The sequence below is a fragment of the Vibrio sp. Y20_XG_PY13 genome (genome assembly GCF_024181925.1).
GTDB lineage: Bacteria > Pseudomonadota > Gammaproteobacteria > Enterobacterales > Vibrionaceae > Vibrio > Vibrio parahaemolyticus.
The window spans coordinates 126,449-139,248 of the sequence record NZ_JAMZAL010000001.1 but is presented as its reverse complement, the minus strand read 5'-3'; the positions used below and the strand labels follow the sequence as shown (position 1 = coordinate 139,248).

Genomic DNA, 12,800 nt, shown 5'->3' with positions numbered 1-12,800 from the left:
CTCCTTACAACCAACGCTTACGACGTTTGTAGGACTTAAGATTCTTGAAGCTCTTGCGCTCTTCATCGCCGCCACCCAGATAGAACTCTTTCACGTCTTCGTTATTAAGCAGCTCGTGCTTACTGCCATCGAGCACAATTTTGCCGGATTCCATGATGTAGCCATAGTCGGCAGCATGCAGTGCAAAGTTTGCGTTCTGTTCCACCAGCAACATGGTAATGCCTTGGTCTTTGTTGATCTTCTCGATGATGCTGAACACCTCTTTCACCAACAGTGGTGAAAGCCCCATCGACGGCTCATCAAGTAAGATCATTTTCGGGCGCGCCATCAATGCGCGGCCAATCGCGAGCATTTGCTGCTCGCCGCCCGACAAGTAGCCCGCGAGACCAGTACGTTCTTTGAGTCGAGGGAAGTAGTCAAACACCATTTCGATGTCTTTCTCGACCTCGTTGTCGTTGCGGGTAAACGCCCCTAAACGAAGGTTTTCAATAACCGTCATGTCTTCGACGATTCTACGCCCTTCCATCACTTGGAAAATGCCCGAACGGACAATCTCTTCTGGGCTTTTGTTATCGATACGCTCGCCCATGAAGTTAATTTCACCACGAGTCACTTCACCGTCTTCGGTTTTCAACAAACCCGAAATCGCTTTTAGTGTGGTCGATTTACCCGCCCCGTTTGCGCCTAATAGCGTCACGATTTGACCTTTTGGTACTTCAAGGCTCACACCACGCAGAACCAAAATTACTTCGTCGTAGACCACTTCGATATTGTTCACCGAGAGCAGGATTTCTGCTGGTTCTATATTCGTTGCTAATTCACTCATCAAGCCACTCCTTGTGCAGGTGAGAGTTGCCTCTCACCTATCCTATTCTTAGTAATCGTTATGCTTAGTAAGTAGAAGATTAGTAACCTAACCAATCATCACGGCGTGACAATGTAACCTGAGACACTTTCTTGATGTCTACCGCGCCACCTTGGTTATTGCCCATAAACACGTTTACGGTTGTTGTGCCACGGTGATCTTCTGGTTGCCAGTTAGCAGGAATACATACTCCCTCTAGACCTTTTGGTACCCAGTTTTTGTGTACGTACATGCCTTTCTTGATGTTATCACCCGTAATACCACCGTTGTCTTTCGCCCACTCCATCGCTTCTTTCATGTAGAACGCAGAGCAAACGCCACGGATGTAGTGGTGAGTTCGAAACTCTCCCGGTTCTGATTCTGACAGTTTGGAAATTTCCTCAACCAGTTTCATTCCTTCTGTATCATCACCCCAGAATGCGGTCATACCCGGGAAAACGTAGTCTTTCAGACCGTCACCCGCCGCTTCAATAACTGGTTTATCACCGCCCCAGATGTTCGCCATGTATTGGAAGTCGGTGCCGACCGTGTTACACGATTTCACCAGAGAAATAACCGAACCACCTAAGTTTGCGATGTAGCCGTAGTTGGTACCAGACTCTTTAAGTGACAGACATTGCGCTTTGAAATCGCCCGGTTTCAGTGACACGACCACTGGGTTTTGTACTTCAAAGCCCAGTTCTTTAGCATACTCTGCACACGCCTCTTTTGGCGCATTCGGGAACGGGTGGTTATCACCGATGTGAGTAAATTTAGGCGCAGTGGTATTGCCTTTCGCTGCCCAGTCTTCTTTGGCCCATTTCACCAATGCACGACAGGCATCTGAGTAAGAAGCGCCGTAGAAGAAGTTGTAAGGAGCAGGTTTGGCTGTTTTCGGGTTTTTACCCGTTGGGTCAGTTAAGTGGCCCGAGTAAGATGCCGAAAATACTGGCACTTTGTCTTTGGTGACAAAAGAGATTAACGCTTCGGTATCCGCCGTACCCCAACCTTGCAGCGCTACCATGTTCTTACGGGCAACCCAACGTTTGTAGTTGGAAATCGCAACTGGCACTTTGTATGCCATATCAACCGTTTCAAATTCTAATTCGGTACCGTTGATGCCGCCATTTTCGTTAATCCACTGCAGTGCATCTCGTACACCAGAGCCGTACGGTTTACTTACATAAGCCGTTGGACCAGAGAAATCCACCAGATGCCCGACAAACACGGAATCTTTTGCCCAAGATGCGGTAGTAAACAGTGCCGAAGATAGCACCAACGTTGTCGCTAAATGTCCTTTGTTCATAACTCGTTGTCCTTGTTATTGAGGTATATTCCACTTAAGTACACGTTAATAAGAGAACGGATAATGTTTCCAATATGCTCGAATCTGCTGCCAGCGATGTGACAACCCTTGAGGTTCAAAAATCAGAAACAGCATGATGACCAGACCAATTGCCATTTCTTTGAAGTAAGCCAGCCCATCAATAAACGAAGTGTTATCGCTAAACGCAGCCAAACCCGTTACGCCAAACTCTAAAACTTCTGGCAGCAATACGATAAATATCGTGCCCATTAAGGTGCCTTTTACTGACCCAAGACCACCGATGATGATCATCGCCAGGAACTGGATAGACATCATGATGGTGAAGCCTTCCGCAGAGACAAAGCCTAAGTAATGACCGTAGAGTGCGCCGCCGATACCTGCGTAGAATGCGCAGACACCAAAAGAAAGCAGACGATACTTGGTCAGGTTGATACCCATGATTTCTGCGGATAAGTAGTGATCTCGTACTGAGACAAACGCACGTCCATCACGCGAACGAATCAGGTTCGATGCCCACATGTACATAAAGATCAGCGCAAACAGTGCAACATAGAAGAAGCTTTCATCGGTCGAAAATTCGAAACCAAACAGATTGATTGGGTTTGCACTTGCACCGTATGAACCACCACTGAACCACTCAGCGCGAGCAAAGAAATCTTCTAAGATGAACTGCGCGGCTAAGGTTGCGATTGCGAGGTACAACCCTTTGATACGCGCCGCTGGCAGACCAAAGATCATCCCGACAATCATAGTCAGGTAACCCGCGAGCGGAATGGCAAGCACCACAGGAATGTTGTATTGGTTGTTCAGCCATGCCGATGCAAATGCGCCAAAGCCAAAGAACGCACCGTGACCTAACGAAATTTGCCCGGTAAAGCCAACCAGAATGTTCAAGCCCAGCGCTGCAATACCCAGATATGCAATCTGAATAAATAGGTTGAGGAAGTAGATATCCAGAACCAGCGGCGCTGCCAACATCGCGATAACACCCGCTATCGCTAGTCTTCTAATGGTTTTGGTTTCAAAAATCGGCGTATCACTTTTGTATGTGGTTCGAAAATCCCCACATGGGCGCATGCTAAGTTGAGCCATGTTATTTCTCCTTAAATACGCTCAATATCTTTGGTACCAAACAGGCCGTATGGCTTGAAGGCAAGAATGATTAACAGCACATAGAAAGGTGCGATGTTGTAAAGGTTACCGACTTGCAGGTATTGGCTATCAAAGAACTCAGCCAGATTCTCTAGTAACCCGATAGTGATACCACCAACAATCGCCCCGACCACCGAGTCCAAGCCACCTAAGATTACCGCTGGGAATACTTTGATGCCGATGATGGATAGCGCGTCAGAAACACCGTTTACAATCCCGATAACAATCCCTGCTGTCGCGGATACCATCGCCGAAATAGCCCAACTGATCGCAAACACTTTCTTGATGGAAATGCCAAGACTCTGGGCTACTTGCTGGTTAAATGCTGTCGCTCGCATCGCCAAACCCATTTTGCTGAATTTGAAGAACCAGTAGAACGCACCCATGATGATCATTGAGAAGATCAAGCTAAGGATGTAAGCAAATTCAACGTTGAGACCACCGATATTCACCACGTTTGTTTCGAATACTTGTGGATAAGAAACGGCTGATACGCCAAATATCCATTTCATCAGTGCCTGGAAGAACATCGACAGACCGATCGTCACCATAATGACCGAGATGATCGGCTCACCGATTAAAGGCCTGAGTACAATGGTTTGCACAGCAATACCAAACACCATCATAAAGGCGAGTGTCAGTAAGAAGCCGACAAAGAACGGTAATTGAAGGTGAACCAACGCCGCCCAGCACACCCATGCGCCGATCAGTAGAAATTCACCTTGCGCGAAGTTCACCACCTGAGTCGATTTGTAAATCAATACAAAGCACATGGCGACAACGCCATACAACATGCCGACGATTACGCCATTAATGACGAGTTGCAGTAATAAATCCGTATTCACTATGCGATCCTCCGTTGTTCGCTATCCACCAGTGTCAGCTCATGTTGAATAAGCGTTTCAATCACCAGTGACGTTTGAATGCGTGTCTTAGTCCCATCCTGATAAATAATCACCGTATCGACATCGACATTTGGCGCAGCACTGTAAATGGTTTCGATGATGTCACCGTATTTCTCCGCAACCACACCACGACGAACTTTACGCGTACGGGTTAACTCGCCGTCATCGGCATCCAACTCTTTATAAAGCAGAATAAATTTGCTGATTTTCTGTGCGTCCGGCAGAGACTCGTTCACTTTGAGTACTTCTTCGCGAATCGCTTTATACACCTCAGGTTGCGCAGAAAGGTTGGTGTAGTTGGTGAACGCAATACCCTTTTGCTCTGCCCATTTGGCGACGATCGCGTAACGAATACAGATAATTGCAGAGAGCCAAGGTCTGTCTTTACCCACCACAACCGCTTCCGCGATAAATGGTGAGAACTTGAGTTTGTTTTCAATAAACTGCGGAGAGTAACGGTCGCCATGGCTGGTTTCCGACATGTCTTTTAGTCGGTCAATCACCACTAAGTGACCAGAATCCTTAAAGTAGCCCGCGTCGCCAGTGTGCATCCAGCCATCTTGCACATCTTCATCGTAAGCGGCTTGGTTGTTGAGGTAGCCGGTAAACATGCCAGTACTTTTGGCAATGATCTCACCCACACCATTGCTGTCTGGGTTAATAACTTTCACTTCCGCATTGTCAAACGCCACACCGACTGAATCGTAGTCGACATCATCCGCTTTATGCACGGTGTACGCGCCACACATTTCGGTCTGACCATAAAGCTGTTTGAGTGGCACACCAATCGCTTGCAAGTAACGGAAAGTGTCTGGGCCCATTGCCGCACCGCCTGTTGCCGCAGAGGTCAGATTCGAGAAACCTAAACGGTCACGTAGTGCACGCAGAAGTATCCATTCGGCTAGCTTGGAGCGTTTACCCTGATCCAAGGCTTGATTCGCCAACTTCATGCCGAGTTTGTACATTTTTTGCTTAAACGGCGTAGAGTCCATCATTCGAGCAGACACGTCTGCCACAATGTTTTCCCATACACGCGGAGCCAATAAAACGAAGTTTGGGCCAATCTCGCGTAAGTCCGCCATCATGGTTTCCTGCTCTTCGACAAAGTTGACGATTTGACGGGAAATCAACGCCTGACCAACCACATATACCTGCTCCATAATCCAAGGCAGAGGAAGTACCGAAACGTAGTTATCACCTGGTGAACGTGGATCGGCACGAAGATAAGCCGCACAGTGATCCAAAAACGTGCCGCTGTGAAGCTGTGCAAGCTTTGGTTTAGAAGTCGTACCCGAAGTGGTACAGAGAATCGAAAGATCGCTGCCTTTGGTTGCCGCAACCATATTAAGATATTTGTCAGGGTCAGCTTTGTCGATTAACTGACCTTTTTTATACGCTTTCTCGACATCGATAAGTCTTGGATCATCGTACTTGCGCATTCCGCGTGGATCACAATAAATGATGAACTCAACGCTCGGGATCTCATCGCCCAACTCAAGCAACTTGTCACATTGCTCTTCATCTTCTGCAATCACTACTTTCGCTTTGGCATAGTTGATTAAATACGCCACTTCCTCGTGCATCGAATCTTGATAGATGCCCAGTGAATAACCTTTGATCGCATGCGCGGCCAGTTCGCCCCACACCCATTCAGGTCGGTTGTCGCCTAAAAGCCCCACAACGTCTTGCTCACCAACACCTAAATCTTGTAGTGCAAGCGCCATCCACTTGACTCGATCTTCATAATCCTGCCAAGTAAATTCTCGCCAAATACCAAATTCCTTCTCGCGCATAGCGACCTGATCTGGCCAGTGCTTGGCGTTGTGCTGCAACACTTTTGGAAAGGTATCTAAGTTGGTTATATCTGCCCAATCATTATGTTGCTGTGCCATTATGCACTCTCCTCTAATGTCGGAAGTTCTTCACCCAAATAAGCTTGTTTCACGTGTGGATTCGCCATGACTTCTTCTGGCTGCCCCATCGCAATGTGTTTACCAAAGTCCAAAACGAGCACCCGATTGGATATGTCCATGACCACACCCATATCGTGCTCGATCATGATGATGGTTATGTCCAGTTCTTCGTTGAGATCCATGATGTAACGTGCCATGTCTTCCTTTTCTTCAAGGTTCATGCCGGCCATCGGTTCATCAAGCAGAAGGAGTTTTGGCTTCAAAGCAATAGCGCGAGCAAGCTCAACACGCTTACGTAACCCGTAAGAAAGCGTGCCAGCGGTGGCTTTACGGATGTGTTGGATTTCTAAAAAGTCGATGACGTCTTCGACGTACTTGCGGTGTGCCATCTCTTCTTTTTGTGCGTTAGAGAACCAGTAGAGCGGACCTGTTACAAAGTTGTTTTTCAACAGGTGATGGCGGCCAACCATGATGTTGTCGAGTACAGACATATGAGAAAAAAGCGCCAGGTTCTGGAACGTTCTACCCAGACCTAACTCTGCTCGTTGACTCGGTGTACGCTTGGTGACGTCATTTCCGGCAAACACTACGGAGCCTTTGTTAGGCGTGTATCGTCCTGAAATGCAGTTGAGCATTGATGTTTTACCAGCACCATTGGGACCAATGATTGAAAAGATTTCCTTTTCGTTCACATGGAAGCTCACATCGGTTAAAGCTTTAACCCCACCAAAGGCCAATGAAATATCGTTTACCTGCAAAAGAGGTGTTTCCGATACCATAGTTGATCTCCCTTTCTTTTTGAGTGCGTTCCGTGAAGCACTATTTCCATATCCAGCCTGACGTTGATACTGGCAACTGCTTATACACCTATGCATCAACTCATTTATTCAGTTTACGTAAACGTCAAGTTAAAGTCAGAATAGTGCCTAGAAGTTGAAGTTGCAATCCAGTTCATCGATTAAGATTTGAACTGACGCAAACTTTAAGTAAATAAATTGTTAATAGAAATTACATGCAAAATTACATGTTCGGATAGTTAGGGCCACCGCCCCCTTCTGGAGGTGTCCAGGTAATGTTTTGACTTGGGTCCTTGATGTCGCAGGTTTTACAGTGAATGCAGTTCGCCGCATTAATTTGTAATTCAGCTTGTTCCTCACCCTTTACAATTTCATACACCCCAGCAGGGCAATAGCGCTGTGCTGGTTCGGCGTAAAGAGCTAAGTTCTGCTCTATTGGAATTCGCTGACTAGTAAGATGCAAATGACATGGCTGATCTTCTTCGTGGAAGATATTGGACAAATAGACTGAAGAGAGGCGATCAAAACTCAATACGCCATCCGGTTTGGGATAGGCAATCTCATTGCTCTTTTCTGCCAAAAGTAACGACTGATGATCAGGATTATCACAGCGTACGTTCCACTTCGCTTTGCCTTTTAACACGTTGTGTTCCAGCATCGCCAAGCCTCCACCTAACCAAGCGCCAAAGCGGTGAATACCACTAGAAAAGTTACGCGCCTGATACAGTTCTTCGTATAACCAAGACTGTTGGAAATGTTTCTGGTAATCAGCACTAACCGACTGATTTAAAATTGCTTCGAATACCGCTTCGGCGGCAAGCATCCCCGATTTCATTGCGGTATGAGTGCCTTTAATTTTGGCACCATTGAGCGTTCCGGCATCGCAGCCAATCAGTAATCCCCCAGCAAATTGTTGAGTTGGAAGGGAGTGGAACCCACCTTTAGCGATCGCTCTCGCGCCATAGCTGATGCGCTTACCATTTTTAAGGTACTGCTCAATCATCGGGTGATGTTTGAACCGTTGGAATTCGTCAAACGGGCTGAGATGAGGGTTGGTATAATTAAGGTCGACGATCAGACCAACCGCAACTTGGTTACCTTCCAAATGATAAAGGTAGCTTCCCCCTGTTGCCTCACTCGCAAGTGGCCAGCCTAATCCATGCACAACTAACCCTTGCTGATGCTGCTCGGCTGGAACTTCCCACAGCTCTTTAAAGCCAATCGCATAGTGCTGAGGCGTTTTATCATCAGCCAGATTAAATTTGTTAGTCAATTGTTTACCGATATGACCACGTGCACCTTCGGCAAACAGAGTAAACTTAGCGCGAAGCTCAATACCCGGCTCAAAATTGGCTTTCTGCTCGCCATTTTTATCCAAGCCCATATCGCCAGTAATTACCCCACAAACACGGTTTTGCTCGTCAAAGATAGCCTGACTAGCACTGAAACCTGGGTAAATTTCTACGCCTAAGTTTTCCGCTTCATTCGCCATCCAGCGGCATAAGTTACCTAAGCTTATTATGTAGTTACCTTCGTTGTGTAACGTATTAGGCACTGCCCACGTTGGCAGCTCATGACCATTGAGTTCATTACTCAGATAGTAGGTTTTATCCTGATTGACTTTAGTATTCAGTGGGGCACCCATTGCCTCCCAATCAGGAAACAACTCCTCCAGACTGCGCGTTTCAAACACCGCGCCAGAGAGTATGTGCGCTCCGACTTCTGAACCTTTCTCGACAACACAAACTGAGATTTCTTGGTTTTTTTCCATTGCCAACTGTTTAATGCGGCAGGCAGCAGACAAGCCCGCAGGCCCTGCGCCAACAATCAGAACATCAAACTCCATGCAGTCTCTTTCCATGGTTGTATTCCCTTCTTCTTTTTGCATGTTGCCAACTTGTTAAACAACAATATATTTAAAGTTGACGCAAACGTAAAGGTAAATTAACATCAATTTAAAGACGTCATCACATCGTCTTCACTGTAAACACATAGTCTTCACTGTAAAAAGGAATCTAACGTGAAAATACTAGTGCCAATTAAAAGGGTCATTGATCCTTACATTAAGGTCCGTGTTAAACCGGACAACAGCGATGTTGAAACCAATAACGTCAAGATGACTATCAACCCGTTTTGCGAAATCGCCGTTGAAGAAGCGGTGCGACTAAAAGAGCAAGGGATTGCAGAAGAAGTCATCGTTGTGAGTGCTGGCGGCACACAATGTCAGGAACAATTGCGCACGGCCCTAGCACTAGGAGCAGATCGCGCGATACATATCGACACGGCGGACAAAATTGAACCACTTGTGGTGTCCAAGTTGCTCAAAGCGATTGTTGAACAAGAGCAAGCCCAACTGGTGATCACCGGCAAACAATCGATCGATACGGACAACAACCAAGTCGCGCAGATGCTGGCTGCTTTGCTTGACTGGCCTCAGGCTACTTTTGCATCGGATGTAAAAATTGAAGACCAAAAAGTGCAGGTGGTGCGAGAAGTCGATGGTGGATTGATGACGGTAGCAATGAACTTGCCAGCGGTGATCAGCACTGATTTGCGTTTAAACGAGCCTCGCTTCGCTTCCCTACCTAATATCATGAAGGCCAAACGTAAGCCCCTCGACACGATCACACCAGAGAGCTTGGGCGTTGAAGTTGTGTTTAGCCAAACCATCACGGAAGTTACCCCACCAGCACAAAGAAAAGCCGGTATCAAAGTGGAGTCTGTTTCAGAACTTCTCGATAAGCTACGTAACGAAGCGAAGGTGATTTCATGAAGAATCTAATTATTGCAGAACATGACAACAACCAACTGCACGCCGATACGTTGAAAGTCGTGAATGCCGCAAGTCAAACGGGCCAAGATAACACATTACTCGTGATTGGTTATCAATGTGAAGAAGTCGCTCAGCAAGCCAGCCGTGTCGATGGTATTGCAAAAGTAATTTGTATTGACGACGAATCGCTGGTGCACCAATTCGCCGAAAATATCGCGCCTGTCGTAGTCGGACTTGCTGAAGGCTTTGACGGCATTTGGGCTAACTCATCGTCCAAAGGCAAAGATCTTGCGCCACGTATCGCCGCTAAATGTGGTGTTGGGCAAATCTCTGACATCGTTCAAGTGGTGGATGACAAAACGTTTATACGCCCAATTTATGCGGGCAACGCTTTCGCTAAAGTGACTTCAAACGACAGTTTGCGTGTGGTCACCGTGCGCGCATCTGCTTTTGATCCTGTTTCTTGCAACAGCCAAGTCGATATCGAACATCAGCAAACCTCGGCTCAATCTCCCGTTATAGAGCTAGTTGCTATCGACAAGACTGTTTCTGAAAGACCTGAACTGACGGCTGCGGAAATCGTGATTTCTGGCGGTCGTGGCGTGGGCAGCAAAGAGAACTTCGAACTTATCGAAAAAGTCGCCGACAAACTCGGCGCAGCGATTGGCGCGTCTCGCGCTGCTGTCGATGCAGGTTTTGTCGCTAACGACTTACAAGTCGGTCAAACCGGCAAAATCGTCGCGCCTAAGCTTTACATTGCCGTCGGGATCTCTGGTGCAATCCAACACCTTGCCGGCATGAAAGAGTCGAAAGTGATTGTCGCTATCAACAAAGATCCAGACTCCCCAATCTTCGAAGTGGCGGATTATGGGTTAGTCGGCGATCTGTTTGAGATATTGCCTCAGCTCGCTGAACAACTATAAATAAACCGACTAAGGGCGAGCATGATGATGCTCGCCCTTTTTGATCAATGTAAGTTAACAATGGATTGAATATAGAGGGAACTATGCCAAGCCAAACTCCTATTTGGTCGCCATCTGCTGAGCGAGTCAGAGACAGTAACCTGCTTCGATTTATCGAGAGCACTAATACACGAAACAGCGCAAGTAATGAGATTAGCGATTATGCGTCATTACACCGCTGGTCTATTGAACACAATGACGCATTTTGGCAGCACACTTGGCAATTTTGTAAAGTCGTTGGCAAGTTAGGTTCACAAGTCAAAAGTTTAGGCGAGCCAAAATGGAGCGATTCAAACTCACCAAATATCAACAGAGATACGGTTTGGTTCTGCGATACAACCCTTAACTACGCTCAGAATTTACTTGTACACGCAGAGCAATCACCAGAGCGACAATTGATTGTTTTCAGCAATGAAAATGGCGAGCAAAAACAGCTCTCTGGTCAACAATTGATTGAGCAAGTGTCCATCGTCCAACAATGGTTGATTGCAAATGGTGTCGGCAAAGGAGATGTCGTGGCGGCCTACTTGCCCTACCTTCCTGAGACCGTCATCGCGATGCTTGCGACCACCAGCCTCGGTGCTATTTGGACATCGACCTCTCCAGATTTTGGCGTCGACAGCGTGTTAGAGCGATTCGGCCAAGTGACACCCAAAGTATTGTTTTGTTGTAATGGCTACCAATTTGGCGGCAAGATCTTCGATATGACGCAAAAAAACCGAGCGATTAGCAGCAAACTCGGAAACACCATCAGCGTTTGCCAAATTGACTATTTAACGCCAAGCAGCGAATTAAAACCAAGAGACGAACGATCCGACTCCGACTTCGTCACATGGAACGAGTTGTCTGAACACATTGCTCCACAAGCTATTCACTACCAACCAGTACTGTTTAATGACCCGTTATTCATTTTATATTCGTCAGGAACCACAGGGCAGCCTAAGTGCATTGTCCATTCCGTAGGTGGAACCTTACTCAATCATTTGAAAGAACATCAGCTGCACTGCGATGTAAAACCTCTCGACAAGGTTTTCTACTACACCACTTGTGGTTGGATGATGTGGAACTGGCATGTTTCCGCACTCGCGAGCGGTGCCACGTTGGTGATTTACGACGGTAGCCCCGTGTACCCCGACCATTCTGTGCTTTGGCGCTTGGCGGAAGAACAGTCGGTGTCACTGTTTGGTACCTCTGCAAAGTATCTCGAAGCGCTTGAGCAAGCCAATTATTCGCCTCGGTCAGAGCATAATTTGGATTCGCTGAAGACCTTATGCTCCACAGGTTCCGTGCTCTATCCTGAGCAGTTCAGTTACGTTTATCAACATATCAAACAGGATTTACACTTAGCTTCCATCGCAGGCGGAACCGACATTTGTGGCTGCTTTGTTCTCGGTAACCCGATTTCTCCCGTCTACAAAGGGGAATGCCAAGGCGCGGGGCTCGGTAACAATGTAAAAGTACTTGATGACGCAGGGAGCGAAGTAGTTTCACAACGCGGAGAACTGACATGTAACAACTCGCTGCCAAACTTTCCTATCGGCTTTTGGCATGACAATGGCGAACGTTATCACGATGCTTACTGGAGCAAATTTGCGGATACTTGGCACCACGGTGATGACGTCATGCAAACCGCAAACGGCGGCTTTATCTTCTACGGCCGAAGTGACGCAACGCTCAATCCCGGCGGAGTACGTATTGGCACAGCAGAAATCTATCAACAAGTGAACGCGCTATCGGGTATCGTAGATTCGATTGCCGTCGGTAAGTTGAGCCAGCAATCTGAAGAGATCTGGTTATTCGTCAAATTAAGCCAAAGTGTTGAGTTAACGCCACAACTGACTGACTTGATCCGCCAAACGTTGAAAGCGAACTGCTCACCGCGACATGTCCCGCGCAAGATCTTCGCACTCAGTGATATTCCACGAACGCGTTCCGGCAAAACGGTTGAACTGGCAGTAAAGCAGGTCGTGAATGGTCAGACAGTTAAAAATATCGGCGCAATTGCGAATCCGGAAGTTTTGGAAGAGATAGCGGCAATTGCCGTTGAAACACAGCCCGCACTGACCAATGCGCTATAAAAAAGAGCCGCTATTGCGGCTCTTACTATTTCAATTTATTCGAAGTTTT

Annotated in this window: 10 protein-coding genes; 3 read left to right on the top strand and 7 right to left on the bottom strand. The window is 47.1% G+C overall.

Going from position 1 to position 12,800, the window contains the following annotated elements; all coding sequences use genetic code 11:
- Positions 1-4: 4 nt before the first annotated feature.
- The 7 genes from NL646_RS00645 to NL646_RS00615 all read right to left on the bottom strand — a co-directional run bounded on the left by NL646_RS00645 (position 5) and on the right by NL646_RS00615 (position 8,799).
- Positions 5-826, bottom strand: a complete 822-nt coding sequence (locus tag NL646_RS00645) for an ABC transporter ATP-binding protein (protein WP_237314862.1) — start codon at positions 824-826, stop codon at positions 5-7.
- A 79-nt stretch (positions 827-905) separates the two neighbouring features.
- A complete protein-coding gene (locus NL646_RS00640) occupies positions 906-2,150 on the bottom strand; it encodes an ABC transporter substrate-binding protein (RefSeq protein ID WP_253663704.1) in 1,245 nt (414 codons plus the stop codon).
- 45 nt (positions 2,151-2,195) lie between these two features.
- The gene (locus tag NL646_RS00635; RefSeq protein ID WP_014233946.1) at positions 2,196-3,263 is read right to left on the bottom strand and encodes a branched-chain amino acid ABC transporter permease; all 1,068 of its coding nucleotides are present in this window, start codon (positions 3,261-3,263) and stop codon (positions 2,196-2,198) included.
- A gap of 11 nt (positions 3,264-3,274) precedes the next feature.
- Positions 3,275-4,168 (bottom strand): branched-chain amino acid ABC transporter permease, encoded by an 894-nt coding sequence (locus tag NL646_RS00630; RefSeq protein WP_020333763.1) that lies wholly within the window; start codon positions 4,166-4,168, stop codon positions 3,275-3,277.
- Positions 4,168-6,120, bottom strand: a complete 1,953-nt coding sequence (locus NL646_RS00625) for a long-chain fatty acid--CoA ligase (RefSeq protein ID WP_253663703.1) — start codon at positions 6,118-6,120, stop codon at positions 4,168-4,170. Before NL646_RS00625 ends, NL646_RS00630 begins: the two co-directional genes overlap by 1 nt.
- A complete protein-coding gene (locus NL646_RS00620; RefSeq protein WP_014233943.1) occupies positions 6,120-6,920 on the bottom strand; it encodes an ABC transporter ATP-binding protein in 801 nt (266 codons plus the stop codon). Before NL646_RS00620 ends, NL646_RS00625 begins: the two co-directional genes overlap by 1 nt.
- A gap of 241 nt (positions 6,921-7,161) precedes the next feature.
- Positions 7,162-8,799: an electron transfer flavoprotein-ubiquinone oxidoreductase gene (locus NL646_RS00615; RefSeq protein ID WP_253663932.1), complete on the bottom strand. Its 1,638-nt coding sequence runs from the start codon at positions 8,797-8,799 to the stop codon at positions 7,162-7,164.
- Positions 8,800-8,958: 159 nt separating this feature from the next.
- Here NL646_RS00615 and NL646_RS00610 point away from each other — a divergent pair, with 159 nt between their 5' ends.
- From NL646_RS00610 to NL646_RS00600, 3 genes are all read left to right on the top strand, one after another.
- On the top strand, positions 8,959-9,711 hold the full coding sequence (locus tag NL646_RS00610; protein ID WP_017447395.1) for an electron transfer flavoprotein subunit beta/FixA family protein: 753 nt from the start codon (positions 8,959-8,961) through the stop codon (positions 9,709-9,711).
- A complete protein-coding gene (locus tag NL646_RS00605) occupies positions 9,708-10,634 on the top strand; it encodes an electron transfer flavoprotein subunit alpha/FixB family protein (RefSeq protein WP_029797007.1) in 927 nt (308 codons plus the stop codon). Before NL646_RS00610 ends, NL646_RS00605 begins: the two co-directional genes overlap by 4 nt.
- Before the next feature lie 83 nt (positions 10,635-10,717).
- Complete coding sequence (locus NL646_RS00600) at positions 10,718-12,751, top strand: acetoacetate--CoA ligase (protein WP_253663702.1); 2,034 nt, start codon at positions 10,718-10,720, stop codon at positions 12,749-12,751.
- The last annotated feature ends 49 nt before the right edge of the window (positions 12,752-12,800 follow it).

Bases quoted from the DNA above. Each gene is read 5' to 3' on its own strand.
- NL646_RS00640 (WP_253663704.1), bottom strand. From the start codon at position 2,150: ATGAACAAAGGACATTTAGCGACAACGTTGGTGCTATCTTCGGCACTG.
- NL646_RS00615 (WP_253663932.1), bottom strand. From the start codon at position 8,799: ATGGAAAGAGACTGCATGGAGTTTGATGTTCTGATTGTTGGCGCAGGG.
- NL646_RS00625 (WP_253663703.1), bottom strand. From the start codon at position 6,120: ATGGCACAGCAACATAATGATTGGGCAGATATAACCAACTTAGATACC.
- NL646_RS00620 (WP_014233943.1), bottom strand. From the start codon at position 6,920: ATGGTATCGGAAACACCTCTTTTGCAGGTAAACGATATTTCATTGGCC.
- NL646_RS00600 (WP_253663702.1), top strand. From the start codon at position 10,718: ATGCCAAGCCAAACTCCTATTTGGTCGCCATCTGCTGAGCGAGTCAGA.
- NL646_RS00605 (WP_029797007.1), top strand. From the start codon at position 9,708: ATGAAGAATCTAATTATTGCAGAACATGACAACAACCAACTGCACGCC.
- NL646_RS00645 (WP_237314862.1), bottom strand. From the start codon at position 826: ATGAGTGAATTAGCAACGAATATAGAACCAGCAGAAATCCTGCTCTCG.
- NL646_RS00635 (WP_014233946.1), bottom strand. From the start codon at position 3,263: ATGGCTCAACTTAGCATGCGCCCATGTGGGGATTTTCGAACCACATAC.